Here is a 23,150-nt window from a genome sequence, read left to right as displayed (position 1 = left end):
CCGCTTTGCGCGACACGTGTTTTGCATAAGCGTTTTTTCTTCGGGCTGGCATGCACCGGGGTGTATTAAAAAACACTTTAGGGCGCGCGCCCGTGTCGCTAAGGCGACTTTAAGCAACTGGCCAGGCATTTCAGGCAAATTATCAAGGGGTATTACCATGGCACGCGTATGCCAAGTTACCGGCAAAGGCCCAATGGTGGGCAACAATGTTTCGCACGCAAACAACAAAACAAAGCGTCGCTTTCTTCCTAACCTGCAATCGCGCCGTTTCTGGGTCGAAAGCGAAAACCGCTGGGTTCGCCTTCGCGTCTCCACCAATGCTATTCGCACTATCGACAAGCTCGGTATCGAAGTCGTATTGGCAGACATGCGCACTCGCGGCGAAGCCTGATCGCTTCTCGTCAATTAAATTCAAGGAGCTGAATCATGGCAAAAGGTATTCGCGAGAAAATCAAACTCGAGTCCACCGCCGGCACGGGTCACTTTTACACGACCACCAAAAACAAGCGCAACATGCCTGAAAAGATGCTGATCAAAAAATTTGATCCCGTCGCTCGCAAGCACGTTGACTACAAGGAAACCAAGCTCAAGTAAATCGAGCTCAATCCGATTTGCCTGGATTCCATAAAACCCTGCCCCGGCAGGGTTTTTCCGTTTGCAGTCTGCCGACGATTTCTGCGCAGGTTTGCCAGCAGCCAGCTTGATCACTTCGACCAGCTTGCTGACGTCGGCCGCACTCATCAGCGCACGAGTGGGTGCGCCACAACCGTAAACGCCTATAATGCGTGGTTTGCAACGCCACACTTTCTTACCCGGATCTCATGCAGGAACGCTACAGCCCCACCGACGTCGAAAAAGCCGCCCACCAATACTGGGAAGCGCAGCAGGCCTATCTGGTCACCGAACACGCCAAAGCGGCCGACGGCTCGCCCAAGCCCAAGTTCTATGCATGCTCAATGCTGCCTTACCCTAGCGGTAAGCTGCACATGGGGCATGTGCGCAATTACACCATCAATGACATGATGGCGCGCCAGTTACGCATGCGCGGCTATAACGTGCTTATGCCCATGGGCTGGGACGCCTTTGGCATGCCCGCCGAAAACGCTGCCATCAAGTCAAACGTACCACCTGCCAAATGGACGTACGACAATATCGCGTACATGAAAAAGCAGATGAAGGCGATGGGGCTTGCCATAGACTGGTCGCGTGAAATGTGTGCCTGCGACCCCAGCTATTACAAGTGGAACCAGTGGCTGTTTCTAAAAATGCTCGACAAGGGCATCGCCTACCGCAAAACACAGGTCGTCAACTGGGACCCCGCCGATCAAACCGTGCTTGCCAATGAGCAAGTCATTGATGGTCGTGGATGGCGTTCGGGTGCGTTGGTAGAAAAGCGCGAAATTCCGGGCTACTACCTGCGCATCACCGACTATGCCGACGAGCTACTTGATCAGGTCAAGAACGGGCTGCAGGGCTGGCCTGAGCGCGTGCGCCTGATGCAAGAAAACTGGATAGGGCGCAGCGAAGGTGTGCGCTTTGCCTTTACCCACAACATCCAAGACGGCCAGGGGCAGTTGATCCAGAACGGTCGCATGTATGTGTTCACCACACGCATCGACACCATCATGGGCGTCACGTTTTGCGCCGTTGCTCCAGAGCATCCCCTGGCTACCCATGCGGCCCAGAGCAACCCTCAACTGGCTTCCTTTATCGAAGCCTGCAAAAAAGGCGGCACCACAGAGGCTGAAATTGCCACGCGCGAAAAAGAAGGCATGCGCACTGGCCTCACCGTTACGCACCCGCTCACCGGCAAAGAGGTCGAGGTATGGGTCGGCAACTATGTACTGATGAGTTACGGAGACGGTGCCGTTATGGGCGTGCCGGCGCATGACGAACGCGATTTTGCGTTTGCGCGCAAGTACAACCTGCCTATAGAACAAGTGGTGGCTGTCGAAGATAAAACCTATTCGGTTCAAGCCTGGCAAGAATGGTACGGCGACAAGCAGCGCTGCCACACCGTAAATTCTGGCAAATACGATGGCCTGTCGCACGGCGATGCCGTCGATGCCATTGCGGCAGACCTGACAGCACTGGGTCTGGGCGAAAAACAGACCACCTGGCGCCTGCGCGACTGGGGCATCTCCCGTCAGCGCTACTGGGGCACACCCATCCCCATTATTCACTGCCCGTCATGTGGGCCCGTTCCGGTGCCTGAGCAAGACCTGCCCGTTATACTTCCTGACGACCTCATCCCGGATGGCAGTGGCAACCCGCTGGCCAAGCATGAAGGTTTTCTGTCGTGTTCCTGCCCCAAATGCGGGGCTGCAGCGCGCCGCGAAACCGACACCATGGACACCTTCGTTGATTCATCATGGTATTTCATGCGCTACACCTCACCAGGCAACGATAACGCCATGGTTGACGCGCGCAATGACTACTGGATGCCCATGGATCAATACATCGGGGGCATCGAGCACGCCGTGCTGCACCTGCTGTATGCACGATTCTGGACCCGCGTCATGCGTGACATGGGGCTAGTAAAGTTCGACGAGCCGTTTACCAAGCTGCTGTGCCAGGGCATGGTGCTCAATCACATCTATTCGCGCAAAAATGAAAAAGGTGCGATCGAATACTTCTGGCCTGAAGACGTCGAAGACATCCATGATGCCAAGGGGTCAGTCACGGGTGCACGTTTGCTGGCCGACGGTTCGCCCATTGAATACGGCGGCATCGGCACCATGTCCAAGTCCAAAAACAATGGTGTAGATCCGCAGTCACTCATTGATTCCATGGGTGCCGATACAGCGCGCCTGTTCGTCATGTTCGCAAGCCCGCCAGAGCAAACCCTAGAATGGTCTGACTCAGGCGTCGAGGGCGCAAATCGCTTTCTGCGCCGCCTCTGGTCGTTCTGCCACAACCACCAAAGCACAATCCGCAGCGGCCTGGCGACAACAGCCAGCTTTAACGAGGCCAGCGAAGCAGCCAAGTCATTGCGCCGCAACATTCACACCCTGCTCAAGATTGCCGACTACGACTACCAGCGCATTCAGTACAACACGGTGGTCTCCACGTGCATGAAAATGCTCAATGCGCTTGAGTCAGCCGATATCACCACCCACGCTGCCGACGCCCGTTCGCTTGCCGAGACCAGCTCTATTTTGCTGCGTGTACTGTACCCAGTGGTACCTCATATAACCTGGCAGATATGGCGTGATCTTGGGTTCGAAGCCAGTCAAGGCGAACTTCTCGACACACCGTGGCCTCAGGTAGACGAAGAGGCGCTGGTCGCTGATGAGATCGAGTTGGTACTGCAGGTCAACGGCAAGCTGCGCGGTGAACTCAAAGTACCCACACAGTCCACCAAAGAAGCCATCGAGCAGGCTGCCGTCGCCCATGAAGCAGTGGTCCGGTTCCTGGAAGGCCGGCCTCCCAAACGCGTCATTGTGGTTCCGGGCAAACTCGTAAACGTAGTCGGGTAGAATCAGCGCATGCACAGCACACGGCCCATTCCCTTCAGCAACTTGCCCCAGACAAGCATTCGTGTTTTTGTCTGCGCCGTCGTTTTCATGCTGCTTGCAGCATGCGGTTTCCACCTGAAGGGCGTGTCGCCACTGCCGTTTACCACGCTGTACACCAACATCCCTGAAAACTCCGAGTTTGGCGCTGGGCTGCGTCGAGCCATTATTGCCAGCTCACCGGCAACGCGCTTTGTTTCCGAACCCGCACAGGCGCAGGCCAGGCTCGAACAACTCGGCAACCGGCAAACTCTACGTGAAATTTCACTCGATACCGACGGCCAGGTTGAAGAGTACGAACTCAATATTGAATTCGTTTTTCAGCTAACTAACGCCCAGGGCAATCAGGTGCTTCCGCCCACTACATTGCGCGTAACGCGAGAAGTTCCCTATGACTCCCAGCAGGTGCAAGCCAAACAAAGCGAAATTGGGGTCGTATTCATGCAAATGCGGCAGTCGCTCATCGATCGCATCGTGCGCCATCTCTCCTCACCAGATGTCAGCGAAGCATTCAGCAACCCCGAAATACTGCCGTTCAACGACATTCAGGTACCTGACGTACCTGCTCACGAACCCGAAACCCCAACTCCCTGGAGCGACCCGAGCAAGCGTTCGGGCTCTGGCTTCTTTTAGGTGGCCATGGGGCGCCGTCTGGATGCCGACAGCTTTGTCGGCCAGCTCAGCAAGTCTCCCGTCAGTCTCGACACGCTTTATATCGTGTCAGGCGACGAGCCATTGCTGGCCATTGAGGCCAGCGATGCATTGCGTGCCACGGCTGTGCGCGAGGGCTACGCCGAGCGCATCAGCCTAACACTGGATGCCCGTGGCGACTGGTCGGCAATCATTGGCGCTACCCAAAACGTGTCACTATTCGGCGACCGTCGGCTGGTAGATGTCGCCATCCCTTCAGGCAAGCCCGGAAAAACCGGGGCTGACACCCTGATCAAGCTGGCCGGCATGGCTGAAAGCAACGCCCTGCCCGATACACTGGTACTCATCAACCTGCCACGCCTTGATAAGGCCACACGCAACAGCAAATGGGCTCAAGGGCTGATATCGGCCGGTACCTTGGTCGAAGTTGCTAACGTTGACCGCAACGCCCTGCCACGCTGGATATCTCAGCGTCTGGCACGACAAGGCCAACAACTCGATAACGCCACGCTCGAATGGATGGCCGATAAAGTCGAAGGCAACCTGCTGGCTGCCTTCCAGGAAGTGCAGAAGCTGTCGCTGTTATACCCAGAGGGTCAAATCAGTGCTGAAGATGTCGAGCGTGCGGTACTTAACGTTGCTCGCTACGATGTATTTGGCCTACGTGACGCCATGTTGTCTGCCAATGCTCCCCGAGCAATGTCAATATTGGCCGGTTTGCGCGCAGAAGGCGAGGCATTGGTGCTTGTGCTGTGGGCGGTAGGTGAAGAGATCAGAGTATTAACCCGCCTGGCCGCCGCTCAGGCCAGCGGCCAAGACCTCAACGCCGAAATGCGCCGTCAGCGCGTATTTGGTCCGCGTGAGCACCTGTTGCGCCAGACTCTGGGGCGCGTTCCGCCGCGCAGCTGGCCTGCAGCACTACAGCATGCGCACGATATTGATCGCTTGATCAAAGGCCTTAAAGTTCCGGGCCGACTCGAAGACCCTTGGGAAGAACTTGCTCGTTTAATCCTGCGCATTGCCCTGTCACGACCTCGCACCACACGCTAAAAAGCCATCTGTTTGCACCCTGTGCTGCAAATGCTGAGATAATCAGACCAAGCACCACTTATTTTCTATTGCCATGACATCCACTACCGCAACGGCCATTACTGCCGCAAGCACTAACCATCAAGATATGCAGCAGCTAGGCAAACAGGCGCGCCAGGCAGCACGCCTCATGCGCAATGCTTCAGGCCAGGCAAAAGCCGTGGCCCTGCGCGCCATGGCGAGCCGCCTGCTCGAGCAAAAACAAACACTGCAAGCCGAAAATGCTCGCGACTTGGCTACTGCGCAGGCCAACGGGCTCGAGCCCGCCCTGCTAGACCGGCTAAAGCTGTCAGACAAGGCGCTCGACACCATGGCGAAGGGCTTGTTGCAGATCGCCGACATGCCTGACCCAATTGGGGGCATCGGGCCCTCTACCGTGCGTCCCAACGGCATGCGGGTAGCACAAATGCGGGTACCGCTGGGTGTCATCGGCATTATTTACGAATCACGCCCCAACGTCACCATTGACGCCGCCGCGCTTTGTCTTAAATCAGGCAATGCAACCATACTGCGGGGTGGCAGCGAAGCCTTTCACTCCAACGTGGCGTTGGGGCACATCATTAGCCAGGGGCTGGCCGATGCCGGCCTGCCCGTTAATGCGGTTCAAGTCGTGGGTACCACTGACCGTGCCGCTGTAGGCGAAATGATTACGCTTACCGACTATATCGACGTCATCGTGCCGCGTGGCGGGAAAGGGCTTATTGCCCGGCTAGCTGCCGACGCCAAAGTTCCGCTGCTCAAGCATCTCGACGGAAACTGCCACATTTACGTCGATACCGATGCCGACCTCGACAAAGCACACGATATCGCCTTCAACGCCAAAACCTATCGCTATGGCATCTGCGGGGCCATGGAAACCCTGCTCGTGCACGCCAGCATTGCTGCGCGTTTCCTGCCAAGGCTGGCTGACGCGCTTATCGCCAAAGGCGTTGAGCTTCGTGGATGTGAACGCACCAGGGCTCTGGTGCCTAGCGCCCTGCCTGCTGTCGAAGCTGATTGGGAAACCGAGTTCCTGGCCCCTATACTTGCAATCAGAGTGGTCGACAGCCTCGACGAGGCCATGGATCATATCGCTCGCTACAGCTCAGAACACACTGAGTCCATCGTCACCGAAAGTCTGCAGGCCGCCCGACGCTTTCAGCGCGAGGTTGACTCAAGCTCGGTCTACGTCAACCTTCCAACCTGTTTTGCCGACGGTTTTGAGTACGGGCTGGGCGCAGAAATCGGTATATCTACCAACCGCCTGCATGCGCGCGGGCCCGTGGGCCTCGAAGGCCTCACCATGCTCAAGTGGGTTCTTGATGGCGACGGCCAACTACGCGGGTAAGTAAATTCATGCTTTGGGTAAAAACCTTTCACATCGTTTTCATCACATCCTGGTTCGCGGGGCTGTTCTACTTGCCGCGCATCTATGTCAACCTTGCCCAGGCACAAGATCCGGCGTCGTCGGCCTGTCTGTTAGGCATGGCGCAACGCCTGTATCGTTTCATGACGCCATTGGCCGTGCTGGCCATCGTGTTCGGGCTCTGGTTGTTTCTGGGCTACGGCCTGGGCAGCGGCCAGGGCTGGATGCATGCCAAACTGTTTTTTGTTGTGCTTCTGATCGCGTATCATCTCGCCTGCGGCCGTCTGCTCAAGGTATTTGAGCGCCAGGCAAATACCCGCAGCCATCGCTTTTATCGGTGGTTCAACGAAATACCCGTCATCCTGCTGCTTATCGTGGTCACCCTTGTGGTCGTGCGGCCCTTCTAAGTCTTTTACCCATGACCGATTCCAAATCAAATAAAACGCTGACCCTCAAAAAAAAGCCTGACGCTGTCGAAATCGACAGTGAGCAAAAGCGCAAGCGCAGTGGCAGTCGAGCCCGCCAGGTGGCACAGCTTGAGCGTGAGCGCGCCAAGCAGCCTTCGGCGCCAGCAAGGCAGCAGAGCGCTTCTGAGCCCCCCTCTGGCCGACAACACCATGGCACCGCCCCTTCCCAACACGGCAGCGCCATGCGCGGCCGCACAGAGCGTGCACAACTGCCGGCCCGCACTGACCGAAGCGAGCGCCAAGAACACTCCCAACGCACCCATACCGAAATTTTCCCGGTGTTTGCTCCCTGCCCGCACGGGCTCGAGGCTGCGCTGGCCAGTGAGCTGCACGCACTTGGCTTTGACGATGCACAGGCTGACCGCGCCGGCTGCCGTTTCCATGCTGATTGGGCCGGCGTCTTGCGGGCCAACCTGTATTCTCGTCTGGCCACCCGCATACTGGTCCAGGTTGCCAAGGCCCCTGTAAGACAAGAAGACGATATTCTCGAGCTCGCGCAAAATACCCCCTGGGAACGCTGGTTCGGTGCAGAGCAAACCTTGCGCGTCGACACCTCGGCCATACGCAGCCCCATGCAAAGCCTGCAATACTGCAACCTGCGCGCCAAAGACGGCATTTGCGACCGGCTGCGCGACCATGAAGGGGCGCGGCCCAGTATCGATACCGTGCGCCCCGATGCACGCGTACATCTGTTTCTCGATGAAACCAGCGCCACGCTATATCTGGATACCTCAGGCGAATCACTTTTCAAACGCGGCTGGCGTCTCGACAAGGGTGAAGCGCCATTGCGTGAAAACCTCGCTGCGGGCTTGCTGGCGCTTTCCGGTTGGGATCCCTCTGCGGCATTGCTCGACCCGTTCTGCGGTAGCGGCACCATACTCATCGAGGCAGCCTGGATCGCCCTGGGTGTGCCTGCGGGTATCTGGCGACCTTTTGGTTTTGAGCGTTTGCGCAACCACGACGCACGCCACTGGCGTGATATCAAAGAAGAGGCGCGGTCGCGCATTGCCACACAACTCGACAGCCCGCTGGTCGGTTACGACCTGAACCCGCAAGCGCTCGAAGCGGCGCGGGCCAACCTCGAACGCGCCTGGCTTACGCCAGACTCCATCCGTTTTGAGCTGGGCGACGCCCGCACGGTGCCACCTCCCGCCGACACAGGCTGGCTGGTTACCAACCCACCCTACGGCGAGCGCATGCCCGAAGACGTTTCACTCTGGCCCGATTGGTCACAAAACCTGAAGCGTAACTACAGCGGATGGTCTATTAACGTTATTTCAAGCGATCTCGACCTGCCCAGCCAAATGCGTCTCAAGCCCCTGAGACGCTATCCGCTACACAATGGCGCGTTGGATTGCCGGCTTTTCAGCTTTGAAATGGTCGAAGCGGGTTATAGAAACAAGAAACAAGACTCCGACCAGACGTAAAAAAACGTAAATAGCCTAGGTACGTCGCTGCGGCGCAACATAGAACTTGCCATTACTGCGGGTTAACCCTACAATAGGGTTAACCCTGAACGAAACGTTCAGTAATTTTCACAAAAGGTAAGTCAATGATCTACGTAGGCAAAGAAACCCGCTTAACCGACGAACTCGAGCGCCAGTTGCTGGCCCAGGCCATCGAAGAGCAGTTCCGGTTCAAGCCTGTTGTAGCCCTTAAAAACCTGTTCGCCAAGCTTTTCCAGGCCGCACCACGCAGCACGACGACTGTTCACAGCTCCGTCAAGCACGCCTGACGTCAGCCTGGCCCTTAGGTAAAAAGGGTTATGTGGCTGCCTAATCAGCGTCAGCCCATACCGCCAAGCCGCCACATTTTCAGGCGGCTTTTTCATGCCTGGCAAATTTGCACGATAATAGCGGTCACTTAGCCTGACTACTTCTTCAATGCACCCCACTATCTCCCCCACCCTACCCCTTGCCAGTCGCTGGCGTCGATTCGCCTGCATGATGTACGAAGGGGTTCTACTCTTCGGTGTCATATTTCTGGCCGGCTATCTGTTTGACACGTTAACGCAAAGCCGCAATGCGCTGATGCTGCGCCATATGCGGCAGGTCATACTGTTTGTAGCCATGGGCGTGTATTTCATTCTCTGTTGGCGTCTGCGCGGCCAGACCCTGCCCATGAAAACCTGGAATATCCGATTGCAAGACGCTGTCGGCGCAGCCATTTCACTGCCACGGCTTATTGCGCGCTATGTGCTTGCCTGGGCACTACCCTTGATGATGGCATTTGCCGTCATGACCGCCTCTCGAGCAACGGGCTACAGTTCTACTGATTTATTTATCGTCTTTGCACCATTTGCCGGGTTTATTTATACCTGGTTCGATCGCGAAGGCCTGTTTCTGCATGATCGTTTGGTTGGCACACGTCTGGTTGACACACCAAAACCTGCACGCACCTAGGTAAAAACCCTATTATCTCCGGCTTTCATAATCTGAGCCATTGCACAGATCACGCTTGTCGTTCATGCTTCGGGTTGGCGCCTATGCCGTCCCGAGCTCAGCAGAACCCAAACGATAATGAACGATCAATACCCGGATCTGTACCAGTCATTCCAGTGGTTAGTGCCCTCTCAGTTCAACATCGCACAGGCGTGCGTGCACCGCTGGGCGGAAAACACGCTTGAAGGCCGCCGCATTGCCATTTTTCATGAAGATGAAGCTGGCATACGCGACGTATGGACATACACCCGGCTTTCTGACACCACACAAAAACTGGCTAACGCACTTATCCGCATGGGTGTGCAACGTGGCGACCGCGTTGCTGTCGTGCTTGAGCAGAGACCCGAAACCGTTGCCAGCTACATGGCCATATTCAGTGTGGGCGCCATTGCGCTGCCACTTAGCAGCCGTTTTGGCGCAGACGGGCTAGCTGTTCGGCTTAAAAGCGCAGGCGCACATGTAGCCATTGTTGATGCCATTACGGCACCCGACGTGGTCAGTGCACAAGGCCGTTGCCCCGCCCTCACCCAGATAGTTGGTATCGATTTCGAAGACGAGTCTGTCATTCCTTGGCGTACGCTGCTGGCCCGTCAGCCCGGCATTTTCAAACCCATCCCAACCTCGTCTGACAGCCCAGCCCTGTTGCTGTATACCTCGGGCACAACACGAGAACCCAAAGGCGTATTGCTGGCTCACCGCGCCCTCATAGGCAGCCTGCCAGGGTTCGTTGCATCCCAGAATTGGTTTCCGCAAAAAAGCGACATTTTCTGGACCCCTACCGACTGGACATGGGGCAGCGGCATTATGGACGCCTTGCTGCCTACGCTTTATTTCGGTCAAGCCATCGTCGGCGCACAAGGGCGTTATACACCCGTCAAGGCTATGGAAATCATGGCACGTTATCAGGTAAGCAACGTGCTCTTGCCACCGACCCTGCTGCATTTAATGATGACCGAGACACCAGCGCCACGCGACAGGTGGCCTTTACGATTGCGTGCCATTGCTTGCGCGGGCGAGCCCGTCAAGCCCGACACCTTCAAATGGTGCGAACAGGCCTTGGGCGTAATCCCTAACGAAATGTTTGGGCAAACTGAGCTCAATTATGTCATCGGCAACAGCCATAGGCGCTGGCCAGCCCTTGCAGGCAGTATTGGCCGCCCTTATCCCGGACATCAGGTCGCTGTTCTCGACAAAAACGCTAAGGCCTGCCAACCCGGCGTGGTAGGCGAGATCGCCATTAATCGGTATGACATACATGGCCACCCCGACCCAGCACTGTTTCTCGGCTACTGGCAAGACGAAACCGCGACAAAAGAAAAATTTGACGATAACTGGTTTCTTACAGGTGACCTGGCCAGTGTGGACGAACACGGCTACTACTGGTATGCAGGCCGTCGCGACGACGTATTCAAAAGCTCAGGATACAGAATCGGCCCGGACGAAATCGAAGAGTGTCTTATGCATCACGCTGCCGTAGCCAGCGCTGCCGTTGTACCCAAACCCGACAGCATACGCGGCGCACTCATCAAGGCTTACGTTGTACTTAAACCCGGCGTACGGCCTGCCGATGGCACCGACCTACAGGCCGAGCTCCAAGAATACGTTCGAAGCCAGCTAGCCTCGCACCAGACGCCCCGCGAGATAGAATTTGTGGACAAACTACCCCTCACCAGCACAGGTAAAATACGCCGTAGTGTGCTTCGTGCGCGAGAAGCTCAACGACATGGCGGGTCGTCGGTCTCTGGCCACTGACACATCTTTCAGTGCCACACTGTCTGCGGCGGCCAGTGTACGTACAACTGGCGTGGCCACCCAAGCCACGCGACATTTATGAGCTAAAATTTGCTCATGACCGATCAATTCAAAAAATACCTGACTTCAGACCACAGTACACGTGTGCAAGTGGTAAAACTCACCAACGCCTGGCAAACAGGCCTGGCTCATCAGCATTTTCCCGTTTGCGTGCAAAAGCTGCTGGGCGAACTCGTCTCGGCAGCCGTGTTACTGGCTTCCAACATTAAATTTGACGGTTCGTTAGTATTGCAGCTGCAAGGAGACGGGCCCATCGCGCTCATTGTCGTCGAATGCACATCAGACTTGTCTATTCGCGCCACCGCCACGCTGCGTGAAGACCATAAGGTGCCCGAAGATGGCACCTTGCAGTCGCTACTCAATACGCGCGGAGAAGGCCGCTTCATCGTCGTGCTTGACCCCAACAGCAAGGAATCAGGCATGGCTCCGTACCAGGGCGTTGTGCCACTCGAAGGCGACACGGTCGCACAAGTCCTAGAGTCATACATGCGCGACTCTGAGCAACTCGAGACCCGTCTGTGGCTTGCTTCAGACAACGAACACACTGGCGGCTTGTTATTGCAACGGCTGCCGGGCCAGTCTGCCTCCGAAAGTCTCGAGGTTTCGGCCGAAACCTGGTCGCGTCTGACGCAGTTGGCAACTACACTTAAGCCAAACGAACTACTTGAGCTCGACACCGACACCCTTATTCATCGCCTTTTCTGGCAAGAAACATTGTTGGCCTACGAACCTCAAGACGTGCGCTGGCATTGCCCCTGTAACCGCGAACGCGTTGCAGGCATGCTCCATGCTCTGGGCCGCGACGAAATCGATAGCATTCTGAGCGAGCGCGGTAATGTTCACATCGTTTGTAACTTTTGCGGAAAGCCATACGAATTTGATGCCATTGATTGCGCCAGCCTCTTCATTGAGCCGCCTGGCGCCATGCACGGTGGCGATGACTCCGTGCATTAAAGTGCCCACACAATAACCGTATTTTTCGCAATCGACAGCAAACAAGGCATGGGCCACACTGTGGCGCATGCACCTGTTACTCATCTTCTACCCCATTTATTGTGTGGTCGGCAAACCTCTTGCGCAGGCAGGCACCACTAGCCGCAGGCAATCAAACAGACTGTGTGCCCATGCGCCACAGCCTGGGTATTCGCACTTTTTAAAGCGGCGAAGCTGCGCTCAAGCCACTCAAACCCCGCGTACTTCCCAGCCCCAGTGTTCGAATACAAGTAAGCCACGGGCTTATGCTCAACGCGTACAAACCCGGCCTGTGCACCGTTTTAACTTAATCAAACGTAGGTGCCCGCACTGGTCGGCATATAAAGGCAATCAAAAAGGTGCCGGCAGCGTTGAGTTTTTGGTAATGGCAATACCACTTATCTTTTTGGCCCTTGGCACGTTCGACGTCGCTCGCTGGATGGCCGAGCGACAGGTATTAGGCCTTGCCCTACAAGAAGCGGCCCGCGCAGGCGTCGTCAGCCACGCCAACCCCAAAGCCATGCGCATTGCCTTCGAGCATGCCGCGCGTGCTTTATTCGTAGCCCCAGATGGCACAGCCTCGCAGCGGAGGGTACGGCAATTTGCTCAAACCCTCAGTAATACTGCCCGCACACCGCCATGGCAAATAGAAATTCTATCGCCCAGCGCAGCAGCGTATCGCGATTTTTCCCACGCAAAGTCACCCGTACCTATGGGTGCCTGGCATTCGGCCACGCCTCCATCAAAAATCAACAATTACTATCTGGTTGAGCAAAACGCGCACTACCATCGTATTTGGGGTGCTGATGGCCGTGGGCCCGAGTCTGGCATGAACATTTTCGAAGCCAACACCCTTTCCTTGCGCTTACGCTATGCCTATGCGCCTCTGGCGCCGGGTGTAAAACCCTTGCTGCGCACACTGGCTGAGTCCTCCAACCCCTACAGCCAACAGCTATTTAGTCATGGATACCTGCCCATCAGGCGCGACATGGCCATGATGATGCATTCACACCCAGGCTTGTGGCCGTTACCCGCCAACGGCAGCTTTATCAGGCCGTCAGGCACCGAGAAGCCGCTAAAACCAGACACACGGCGGCATGAGCCTTCTTTAAAACGCTACACGGCACAGCACTAAGGCGGTTGACTCTGCCTGTTGCCGGTTTTCCGTTGTACATTGCTAGTAGCCTGTTGCTCGTTACTCGTTGCCCGTTACTCGTTGCCCGTTACTCGTTGCTCGTTGCTTGTTGCTCATTGCTCGTTGCTCGTTGCTCATTGCTCGTTGCTCGTTGCTCATTGCTCGTTGCCTGCCGCGCGTTATGTGCTGCCCGTCAACACATCGCATCGTAGAAGCAACGCGGAAGCAACGCGGAAGCAATTCACGGTAAGGTGTGGTCAGAAATATACAAATAAACGCGCCAAACCGGCGCGTTTATTAATTACCAGGCTTTTTAGTAATGGTGGGCGTGGTAACGCGGCGTTTACCATCATTAGGCGAGAGTATCTGCACGTAGATCTCACCGTCTTTAACCATGCCGAGCTCGGCACGGGCACGCTCTTCGACCGCGTCGGTGCCTGTTTTAAGGTCTTGCACCTCGGCTTGCATGGCCGCATTGCGTGCCAGCAGCGCCTCGTTGGTTTCTTGCTGGCTTGCCAGCATGTGTTCGAGCTCGCGCACGCGCAGCCACCCACCCTTACCAAGCCAAAGCGGGTACTGGATAATAGCGGTCAGCATGACCAGGACAATAAAGATTAGTCGCATTCAGGATGGCGACGACAGCCCGGCGTAACGCCGGGCCGAGGCCTAGCGCAAATTATAAAAGGCGTCGCGGCCCGGGTAGCTTGCCACTTCGGCCAGTTCTTCTTCGATGCGCAGGAGCTGATTGTATTTAGCCATACGGTCAGAGCGCGAGAGCGAGCCCGTCTTGATCTGCATGGCATTGGTCGCTACGGCAATATCGGCAATGGTGGAATCTTCGGTTTCGCCCGAACGATGCGACACAACAGCGGTATAGCCGGCACGCTTGGCCATTTCGATAGCAGCGAACGTTTCGGTAAGGGTTCCGATTTGGTTGATCTTGATAAGAATGGAGTTGGCCACACCCTGATCAATACCCTGTTTGAGAATAGCGGTGTTGGTAACAAACAGGTCATCGCCTACAAGTTGCACCTTTTTGCCCAGCTGGTCAGTTAGCAGCTTCCAACCTTCCCAGTCGTTTTCGGCCATGCCGTCTTCAATGGAAATAATAGGGTATTTATCGCACCAGCTTGCAAGCAGGTTGGTAAGGTCTTGAGCTGAAAGCGAAATGCCGCCCTCGCCTGCCAGGTGATACATGCCATCGCGATAAAACTCTGAGCTGGCGCAATCGAGCGCAAGCACGATCTGTGACCCAGCCTCGTAGCCTGCCGCAGTAATAGCCTGGAGAATTAGCTGTATGGCCGCTTCATGGTTGGCCACGTTAGGTGCAAAACCGCCTTCGTCACCGACAGACGTAGACATGCCCTGGTCGTTCAAGATTTTTTTGAGCGCATGAAAAACTTCAGCACCCATTCGCAGCGCTTCGCGGAAACTGCGTGCGCCGATAGGCACGATCATGAACTCTTGCATGTCGAGCGTGTTGTTGGCATGCGCGCCGCCATTAATGACGTTCATCATGGGCACCGGCATCTGCAGCGGGCCACTGCCGCCAAAATAACGATACAGCGACAAGCCTGAATCATCTGCCGCTGCACGTGCTACAGCCATGCTGGCTGCCAGAATGGCATTTGCACCCAGGCGGCTTTTGTTTTCGGTGCCATCGAGCTCGATGAGCGTGCGATCGACAAAAGTTTGCTCCTGCGCATCAAGGCCCATCAGCGCTTCGGAGATCTCTGTATTGAGGTTTTCTACGGCCTGCAGTACACCTTTGCCCAGATAACGGGACGCATCACCGTCGCGCAGCTCAACGGCCTCGCGCGAGCCGGTCGACGCGCCTGATGGCACGGACGCGCGACCCATGGCGCCGGACTCCAGCAACACATCACACTCAACGGTGGGGTTGCCGCGCGAATCCAGTATTTCGCGTCCAATGATATCTACAATTGCACTCATAATGTTTGACTACCTGCCTGAATGTAATGGTTAGGCTAAAAATAACGGGTGTAGCAATGTGACCGAGGGAAATGGCCACTTTTGCATGCCACGCAAACGAGTGATTGTACTTCGTCGCCCGGCCGCATATCAGCCTGAGTTTAAACGAATAGTTATTTGCGTGTCTGCAATGGCCAAGAGCCTATTTATGCTCATCGTTCAGAACCTTGGTTGAAGGTGGTGTTCGCAGCCTTGAGCGCGGCGCTTATACAGACCAATGCCCACCCAGGCTCGGCGTTAACCCTGTTGCGAAACGCCTGGCTGTGCGACCTCAATCGGCCCTTGATCAACGACCGCTTCACTGCTTTCGCTCTGCATGCGGACTTCAAGCTTGCGCAACACGATAATAAGCTCTTCAGCCTGTGCCTCGGACAGATCACCAAATGCACTCTCGAAAAATGCCGCGCGGCGAGGAAGCGTATGTTGCACGCTTTTGCGCCCCTCGTCTGTCAGCACAACGTTGGTCAGACGATTATCGGTACTGTCATTGTTGCGAGCAACCAAGCCGTCACACTCAATAGCCTTGATATGTCGCGTTAGCGCCCCCGGATCCAAACGCAACTGCTGAGCGAGCAGTTTTTGAGACATCTCGCCCTGATGGTACAGACTTAGCAAAATACGCCAGCGCGGCACACTGTAGCCAATACTGGTTTCAAAACCCGCCATCAGCGCACGATAGGTTTGGCCCAATTGTTGTATGGCGCGCAGAGCCATTGTGTCACTCATGCCTCGTCTCCGGCTGCCTGCGTTGGCGTCACGCCAACAGTACGGGTGAAATGAATGGGTGGCACGCGATATACCCAGAAAAAGCCCAATATGGCCATGAGCAAGGCGGAAGCCAAGCCCCAGTGCACGGCGGTAACCAGTGACTCGCGCGCCAGATCAATGTAGTACTCGCCATGGAGATCAAGACGCTGAAGATGCTGAACAAACTCACTCTGAACCGTGTGGTTCACGAGTACCTGGGGATCTTGGAGCAGTGCCAGCCAGCTTTCACCTTGCCCTTCTGGCACCAGACCCCGTACACCGCTGACATAATAATGCCCGACCAGCGTGCCCACAATGGCTGTACCCAACATGCCACCTATCATGCGCACCGACTGCAGCATGGCGGTGGATATGCCCAAAAGCGACCTACCCGCCGTTTCTTGCGCAAATACCGTTACGTTTGGCATGGTGAACCCCAGGCCCAACCCGCCAAGCACCATAAAAACCAGCAACACCCAGCGCGAAGTATCACTGTCTACATACAACATACCCGAGCACGAGAGCACCAACAGCGCGAAACCGGCATAGAGCATGTAATTTGGGCTTGGCAGGCGAATGATGATGCGAGCATTGACCAGGCTGCCCAAGGTGATACAAACCACCAAAGGAGTGATCAGCAGCCCCACTTCTTGTGGCGACCGCCCCAACCCGCCTTGCAGCAGCAATGGAATGTAAATCAAGAGCGCAAACAAAATAAAGCCAAGAAAGAAAGACAGACAAAACAGCGCAGCCAGACTCTTGTTTCTGAACATCTCCAGTGGAATAAGCGGCTGTGCGCAGCGCTTCTCCCACCAGATCAACCCTGCAAAAAGCAAAACCGCCGCACTACCCAGCAACACCATATATAGATTGGCGCCCTGTTGCGGCAAGAGCTGAACAAAAAACTGCAGGCTTCCAAGGCCCAGTGCAACAATAATGGCACCCTGCCAGTCGAGCTGAATATGCTCGCGCTTTATGTGTCGAATGTGGGGAAGATATCGCCAGATAAAAAAGAGACTGATAAGGCCCAGCGGCAGGTTTACAAAAAACACAGCCCGCCACCCTGCATGCTGCGTAAGCACCCCACCCAGGGTGGGGCCGAATGCATTGGCGATGCCAAAAGCCGCACTAATCAGCATTTGCCAGCGCAATCGAACGTGAGAGTCGGGAAACATATCTGGAATACAGGCGAATGCCGTGCCGACCAGCATCCCCCCGCCTATGCCTTGAAGAATACGAGCGATAACCAGTTGCAACATGGAGTTGGCCATACCGCACAGCACCGAGGCACTGATAAACACGACGACCGACGCCACAACAAAAGGCTTGCGACCGTAATAATCACCCAGCCGCCCGAATATCGGCACCGTAATTACCGATGCCAGCAAATAGCCAGTAGCGACCCACGCATAGAGTTCAAACCCATTGAGCTCCGCCACGATGGTAGGCAAAGCCGTACCCACCACGGTCTGATCGACGGCAACCATCATGGTAACGAAGCAAAGCCCCAGCATGGCCAGAAAGGACTGGCGCACACTAAGCACGCGGCCGGTTTGTGCGCTTTCGGCAGAATTCGAGGTCAAGTTAACCTTTGACTTCATCAATGATTGATAAGTCAACGATTCTATCGTAGATCATGCCATCCATACAAGCAACCAGGCAATTCATCCAAGGCGTCTATGGAGTCTGGTACGGCGGTTAACTATTGTTTGTAGGCGGCCAAGGCTTTTCCCGCGGCAGCCCGCTGGCTAAGTAGATCAAAGCCACTGAGTTCACAGACTCAAGCGCTTGAAGAATTTCGAAAAAGATAGAAACAAACGACTTACCAAACAACACACCGCGCATACGTACTGCAGCGTTCGTGCGGGCTGAGGTTGTTTGACGGGGTTAGGAATGCGCCGCACGCACGTGCCTGAGCGGGGGATGCAAGGCCGCAGTTGTTCGAGCGGGACGCTTGTCTGGAGCCCAGTGGGCTCCAGACCCCGTGAATTTTGCGGCCGCCCCGATCAGATTTGGGCGCGTGGGAAGTCGGGCACCGCCCGACCGCATGACGGCCGGAAAACAACCCCAGCCCGCACGAAGGCGTCAGAAGAACCAAGCGCAACCATTAACTGCTGTTTCGGCCGCCCCGATCAGATGTGGGCGCGTAGCAAGTCAGGTACTACCCGGGGGCTCGACACTGAAACGTGTATGCTTGACCCGATTTCATTCATACAACCTGGACAGCGCAATGACCGCACTTTCTTTCGATGCCGTTCTCTTTGATTGCGATGGCGTACTCGTAGACTCCGAGCCCATCACCAACCGCGTACTTACACAAATGCTCGGCGAGCTCGGCTGGCACCTCACGCTTGAAGAGTGCCTGCAGATTTTTGTCGGTAAAGCGGTAAGAGACGAAATCGCGCTGATTGAATCTAAAACAGGCGTTCGCATTGGCGACGCATGGCAGCAAGAATTCAGGCAACGACGTAACGCGGCGCTGGAAAACGAGCTGACTGAAATCAGCGGCGCGCCTGCAGCAGTGCGACAGCTGCACAAGCTGCTCGATGGTCGCATCGCCGTGGCATCGGGCGCCGATCTACATAAGGTTAAGCTACAGCTGCAAAAGACGGGGATGGCAGATTGCTTTGAAAACCGCGTATTCAGTGGGCAGGACCTGCCTCGCAGCAAACCTTACCCCGACGTTTATCTGGCGGCCGCAAACGCGCTGGGCGTAGACGCCTCACGGTGTGCAGTGGTAGAAGATACTGCCACCGGCGCCCGTGCCGGTTTGGCAGCGGGTGCGGTGGTGTTTGGCTACAGCCCCGGCGGTACAGGCCACGACAGCGCCGAGGCGCTACGTGAAGCCGGGGTACAGCATGTATTTACCAGTATGGCTGAGTTGCCCGATATGCTTGCCCAGTGGCGGCCAGAAACCGTGGCGAGGTAAACGGGCCACGCCACGTTTACCCCTAAGCCATCAGGCTACGCCCACCTAAACGCTTGAAACGGCCGTATCGCGTTTATCTTTTGACGCGATGGCTGCACGAATAAAGCTGGTAAACAAAGGGTGCCCATCACGAGGTGTTGACGTGAACTCGGGGTGAAACTGAACACCCATAAACCATGGATGAGCAGGAATCTCCATGATTTCAGGCAGGTTCTCGGTGGGTGTGCGGGCGCTAATTACCATACCCGCTTCTTCAAGACGCGAAACGTACACATTGTTGACTTCATAACGATGACGATGACGCTCGTTAACCTCGCTGCCATAGATATCAGCAGCACGTGTACCTGGCTTGACCGGGCAACGCTGTGCGCCCTTGCGCATGGTGCCGCCCAGGTCTGAGTCGTGATTGCGTTTTTCGATCTTGCCTTCGCTGTTTTGCCATTCTGTAATCAATGCAACAACCGGATGCGGAGCGGAAGGATCAAACTCGGTGCTGTTGGCGCCGCCCAAGCCTGCCACGTGGCGGGCAAACTCAACCACTGCCAACTGCATACCCAGGCAAATACCCAAGTATGGGATACCGTTTTCGCGAGCGTAGCGTATTGCCTTGATTTTCCCTTCAGTGCCGCGCTTGCCAAAGCCACCTGGCACCAGAATGGCATCAAGCCCCTTGAGACAGTCAGTGCCTGTGGCATCGATTTGCTCAGAATCAAGATACTCAATAGATACGTGCGAACGCGTATGAATACCTGCATGCACCAGGGCCTCACTGAGCGATTTGTACGACTCGGTAAGATCTACATACTTGCCGACCATGCCGATGCGAACCTCATGCTGAGGATGGTCAAGGGCGTCGACGAGGCGTTCCCACATGGTGAGGTCGGCTGGTGGCGGCGAAATGGCTAGGGCATCGCAGACAAGATTATCAAGCCCCTGCGCATGCAGCATGGCCGGGATCTGATAAATAGACTCGGCGTCCCACACAGAGATAACCGCATCAAGCGGCACGTTGGAGAACAGCGAGATCTTGGCGCGCTCTTCGTCTGGGATCGGGCGATCGGCCCGGCATAGCAATGCCGTTGGGTAAATGCCGATCTCGCGCAGCTTTTGGACCGAGTGCTGGGTGGGCTTGGTTTTAAGCTCGCCCGCTGAAGCGATAAAAGGCACCAAAGTAAGGTGAACGAACGCGGCATTATTGCGCCCAAGGCGCAGGCTCATTTGCCTTATGGCCTCAAGGAAAGGCAGCGACTCGATGTCACCCACCGTACCACCGATTTCAACAATGGCCACGTCGGCGGCGCCGTCCCAAGCCGATTTGGCGCCCCGGGCGATGAAATCTTGAATTTCGTTGGTGATATGCGGAATGACCTGCACCGTCTTGCCAAGGTAATCGCCGCGACGCTCTTTGCGCAGCACCGATTCGTAGATTTGGCCAGTGGTGAAGTTATTGACCTTGCGCATCTTGGTGGAGATGAAACGCTCGTAGTGGCCAAGGTCAAGGTCGGTTTCAGCGCCGTCTTCGGTTACGAAGACTTCGCCATGTTGAAACGGGCTCATGGTGCCCGGGTCAACGTTGATGTAGGGATCGAGCTTGAGCATCGTAACGCGCAGCCCTCGCGATTCGAGGATGGCAGCCAGGGACGCAGCGGCTATACCTTTACCCAGGGAGGATACAACACCCCCCGTGACAAATACATATTTGGTCATTGTGTGATACGTGCCCGGGGCGACCGGGCAGGAGCGGGAAATTGAGATTATAGCCCGATCATGCACACGTTCCGTCGTTACAAAACGACAAAGCACTCTTCCGTATGCAGATCCAGGCGCGTTGATCGGTATTTCTCTAGCGCAGCGCCAGAGAGTCTTTGATTTTCAGTACACGCCAACCACACTGGACACCAACTTGAAGAAACCGACTGTCGCCCAAGCACACAGTGACGTGTTGAAGACCAGCGATGCAAGCAATACGCGAACGTGGCGGGCCACGCTAGTGGGGTACTGCCCGAGCACCACCAGCGTGGAAATCCTTGTTGGCCAAGCTGAGGCTAGTAACTTAACGGTACTCAGGCGTAGCAAGCTGTGCTCTATGTGGCGCAACAAGCTCCTGTCTTAATGGCCTTCGCCGCATAGAACACGGCTTGCGGAGCCACTTAAAGCGGAACGTTGCCGCGTAGCGACTCAAACAGGCTCTGTGCGCCTCTGCAACCAGTCAAGCGCCTCTCCTTGCAGCAGCGGGGCTAGCCGTAAGCGCACCTCTTGGTGATACGCGTTAAGCCAGGCTCGCTCGCTCGGGGACAGCAGCTGAATTTCAATACAACGGATATCAATGGGGCACAGCGTTAAAGTTTCGAATTTAAGAAACTCGCCAAACTCAGTCTGTAGCGCAGGTACGGCAATAACCAGGTTCTCGATGCGTATGCCCCATTTTCCGGGGCGATAAAGGCCCGGTTCGTTAGACGTGATCATGCCTGGCAGCATGGCAAGGTGAGGGCTGGGTCGTGCCCGATAGGAGATGCTTTGGGGGCCTTCGTGCACATTCAGAAAATACCCCACGCCATGCCCTGTTCCGTGCCCATAGTCAGCGCCAGTCTGCCATATGGGCGTACGCGCCAGAGTGTCGAGCACCGATGACGGCGTACCTTTGGGAAATACGGCGCACGACAAGGCAATCATGCCCTTGAGCACGGCGGTGTAATCGTGCCGTTGCTCTGCACTGGGCTGCCCTACTGGTACGACCCGGGTGATATCAGTAGTACCGCCCAGATACTGCCCGCCCGAATCAATTAGCAGCAACCCATCTCCCTCAATCACGGCGTGAGACTCGGGTGTGGCCGAATAATGTGGCATCGCGCCATTGGCGTTAAATGCTGCAATCGTGCCAAAGCTTGTGGTCACAAAATGCGGACGACGGCTACGTGCAGCGGTGATCTTCTCGTCAACCGTAATTTCAGTAATGCGCTCAGTGCCCAGCGCTGATTCAAACCAGGCAAAAAACTCGCAAAGCGCGGCGCCATCCTGCTCCATTGTTGTTCGTACATGATCGGCTTCGGCAGCGTTTTTTTGCGACTTGAACAAATGCGAAGGGTTGACGCCTTCGGTTTTGCCAACATAGGCGGCAGCGGCTACCGTGCCAAAGGTTACGCGGGCCGGATCAATAAGCAGCGTTGCCTTCTCGGGCAAAGCAGCCAGCGCACCTGCCACGCCGTCGTAGGATTCGATACGCACACCGTCCAGAGCAAGCCGCTCTGCCAAGACCGAATCGATTTTGTCTGGCGCAACAAACAGCCGCACCGTATCCATGCCGATAAGCAAATGCGCCAGAAAAACCGGGTTATGCGGCACATCATTGCCACGCAAATTAAGCACCCAGGCAATATCATCCAGTGTCGACACCAAATGCCAGCTTGCACCGTATTCTTTCATCTGACCGCGCACTGCCGCGAGGTTTTCAGCCCTGCTGCGGCAGGCAAAAGGTGGCAAGTGCTCATAGACGGGCTCGTGTGGCAGCTGCGGCCGATCGGTCCAGATATCGTCAAGCACATCAGCATCGCACGAGAGCTTTATGCCGTGGGCGGTTAGGTCGCGCTGCCATTGCTGCTGCGAGCGCAGAGCAAGTACCTGGCCGTCAACACTGACGCAAGCGCCGCGCGGTAATTGCTCGGCAAGCCAGGCAATAGGCTCGGCAACATCGGGGGCACCCGAGCGCATTACTTGTATGCCTGTACCGTCAAGGCTGGCGTCAGCCTGCTCCCAGTAACGACTGTCTGTCCACAACCCTGCAAAGTCGGCCGACACGACAAGCGTACCCGCAGACCCACCGAACCCGCTCAGCCATTTTCTGCCCTGCCAGTGATCAGGCAAATACTCAGACAGGTGAGGATCAGAAGTAAGAATAATGCAGGCATCAATATTGCGCACTGCCATCGCTGCGCGCAACGCCTGCAGGCGGTCGACACTGGATGAGGGATTCACGGGTAGCCTCTGGAAAAAAATGGCGTCTACCTGAAAGGCAGACGCCTGCTGAGCATTAGCAGCCCGCGCAGAACACACCTGCC

20 protein-coding genes are annotated in these 23,150 nt (G+C 56.0%); 14 read left to right on the top strand and 6 right to left on the bottom strand.

Going from position 1 to position 23,150, the window contains the following annotated elements; translation table 11 throughout:
- Positions 1-157: 157 nt before the first annotated feature.
- From rpmB to FQ179_RS01520, 13 genes are all read left to right on the top strand, one after another.
- Complete coding sequence (gene rpmB / locus FQ179_RS01580; protein WP_137236881.1) at positions 158-391, top strand: 50S ribosomal protein L28; 234 nt, start codon at positions 158-160, stop codon at positions 389-391.
- Between the two features lie 35 nt (positions 392-426).
- Positions 427-594: a 50S ribosomal protein L33 gene (gene rpmG / locus FQ179_RS01575; protein ID WP_003810296.1), complete on the top strand. Its 168-nt coding sequence runs from the start codon at positions 427-429 to the stop codon at positions 592-594.
- 227 nt (positions 595-821) lie between these two features.
- On the top strand, positions 822-3,479 hold the full coding sequence (gene leuS, locus FQ179_RS01570; protein WP_149395511.1) for a leucine--tRNA ligase: 2,658 nt from the start codon (positions 822-824) through the stop codon (positions 3,477-3,479).
- Positions 3,480-3,488: 9 nt separating this feature from the next.
- Positions 3,489-4,148, top strand: coding sequence for an LPS assembly lipoprotein LptE (lptE, locus tag FQ179_RS01565; RefSeq protein WP_149395510.1), 660 nt, complete (start codon positions 3,489-3,491; stop codon positions 4,146-4,148).
- Positions 4,149-4,154: 6 nt separating this feature from the next.
- Positions 4,155-5,216, top strand: coding sequence for a DNA polymerase III subunit delta (holA, locus tag FQ179_RS01560; protein ID WP_149395509.1), 1,062 nt, complete (start codon positions 4,155-4,157; stop codon positions 5,214-5,216).
- Between the two features lie 73 nt (positions 5,217-5,289).
- Complete coding sequence (locus FQ179_RS01555) at positions 5,290-6,582, top strand: glutamate-5-semialdehyde dehydrogenase (RefSeq protein ID WP_149395508.1); 1,293 nt, start codon at positions 5,290-5,292, stop codon at positions 6,580-6,582.
- Positions 6,583-6,590: 8 nt separating this feature from the next.
- Complete coding sequence (locus tag FQ179_RS01550; RefSeq protein WP_149395507.1) at positions 6,591-7,007, top strand: CopD family protein; 417 nt, start codon at positions 6,591-6,593, stop codon at positions 7,005-7,007.
- A gap of 11 nt (positions 7,008-7,018) precedes the next feature.
- Positions 7,019-8,494 carry a THUMP domain-containing protein gene (locus tag FQ179_RS01545; RefSeq protein WP_149395506.1) on the top strand — a complete coding sequence of 492 codons (1,476 nt, stop codon included), beginning with the start codon at positions 7,019-7,021 and terminating at the stop codon, positions 8,492-8,494.
- 125 nt (positions 8,495-8,619) lie between these two features.
- A complete protein-coding gene (locus FQ179_RS01540; RefSeq protein ID WP_149395505.1) occupies positions 8,620-8,802 on the top strand; it encodes a hypothetical protein in 183 nt (60 codons plus the stop codon).
- 148 nt (positions 8,803-8,950) lie between these two features.
- Positions 8,951-9,469, top strand: a complete 519-nt coding sequence (locus tag FQ179_RS01535) for an RDD family protein (RefSeq protein WP_149395504.1) — start codon at positions 8,951-8,953, stop codon at positions 9,467-9,469.
- Between the two features lie 117 nt (positions 9,470-9,586).
- Complete coding sequence (locus tag FQ179_RS01530) at positions 9,587-11,260, top strand: acyl-CoA synthetase (protein WP_149395503.1); 1,674 nt, start codon at positions 9,587-9,589, stop codon at positions 11,258-11,260.
- A 96-nt stretch (positions 11,261-11,356) separates the two neighbouring features.
- Positions 11,357-12,274: an Hsp33 family molecular chaperone HslO gene (locus FQ179_RS01525; protein WP_149395502.1), complete on the top strand. Its 918-nt coding sequence runs from the start codon at positions 11,357-11,359 to the stop codon at positions 12,272-12,274.
- A 67-nt stretch (positions 12,275-12,341) separates the two neighbouring features.
- Positions 12,342-13,427, top strand: coding sequence for a TadE/TadG family type IV pilus assembly protein (locus tag FQ179_RS01520; RefSeq protein ID WP_149395501.1), 1,086 nt, complete (start codon positions 12,342-12,344; stop codon positions 13,425-13,427).
- Positions 13,428-13,724: 297 nt separating this feature from the next.
- Here the strand turns inward: FQ179_RS01520 and ftsB are convergent, their stop codons facing one another.
- The 4 genes from ftsB to FQ179_RS01500 all read right to left on the bottom strand — a co-directional run bounded on the left by ftsB (position 13,725) and on the right by FQ179_RS01500 (position 17,767).
- A complete protein-coding gene (gene ftsB, locus FQ179_RS01515) occupies positions 13,725-14,051 on the bottom strand; it encodes a cell division protein FtsB (RefSeq protein WP_149395500.1) in 327 nt (108 codons plus the stop codon).
- Positions 14,052-14,093: 42 nt separating this feature from the next.
- Positions 14,094-15,380, bottom strand: coding sequence for a phosphopyruvate hydratase (gene eno / locus FQ179_RS01510; RefSeq protein ID WP_149395499.1), 1,287 nt, complete (start codon positions 15,378-15,380; stop codon positions 14,094-14,096).
- Between the two features lie 276 nt (positions 15,381-15,656).
- Positions 15,657-16,145, bottom strand: a complete 489-nt coding sequence (locus tag FQ179_RS01505) for a MarR family winged helix-turn-helix transcriptional regulator (RefSeq protein ID WP_149395498.1) — start codon at positions 16,143-16,145, stop codon at positions 15,657-15,659.
- Positions 16,142-17,767 (bottom strand): MFS transporter, encoded by a 1,626-nt coding sequence (locus tag FQ179_RS01500; RefSeq protein WP_149395497.1) that lies wholly within the window; start codon positions 17,765-17,767, stop codon positions 16,142-16,144. The genes FQ179_RS01505 and FQ179_RS01500 overlap by 4 nt, the downstream gene beginning before the upstream one ends.
- A 629-nt stretch (positions 17,768-18,396) precedes the next feature.
- Here FQ179_RS01500 and FQ179_RS01495 point away from each other — a divergent pair.
- Positions 18,397-19,095, top strand: a complete 699-nt coding sequence (locus FQ179_RS01495) for an HAD family phosphatase (protein WP_149395496.1) — start codon at positions 18,397-18,399, stop codon at positions 19,093-19,095.
- Positions 19,096-19,140: 45 nt separating this feature from the next.
- Here the strand turns inward: FQ179_RS01495 and FQ179_RS01490 are convergent, their stop codons facing one another.
- Both FQ179_RS01490 and FQ179_RS01485 read right to left on the bottom strand, forming a co-directional pair.
- On the bottom strand, positions 19,141-20,802 hold the full coding sequence (locus FQ179_RS01490) for a CTP synthase (protein WP_149395495.1): 1,662 nt from the start codon (positions 20,800-20,802) through the stop codon (positions 19,141-19,143).
- 471 nt (positions 20,803-21,273) lie between these two features.
- Positions 21,274-23,067: an aminopeptidase P family protein gene (locus FQ179_RS01485; protein ID WP_149395494.1), complete on the bottom strand. Its 1,794-nt coding sequence runs from the start codon at positions 23,065-23,067 to the stop codon at positions 21,274-21,276.
- Positions 23,068-23,150 lie beyond the last annotated feature (83 nt).

Source organism: Pusillimonas sp. ANT_WB101 (assembly GCF_008369125.1).
Taxonomy (GTDB): Bacteria; Pseudomonadota; Gammaproteobacteria; order Burkholderiales; family Burkholderiaceae_B; genus Allopusillimonas.
This window is presented reverse-complemented; position numbering and strand designations above follow the sequence as displayed.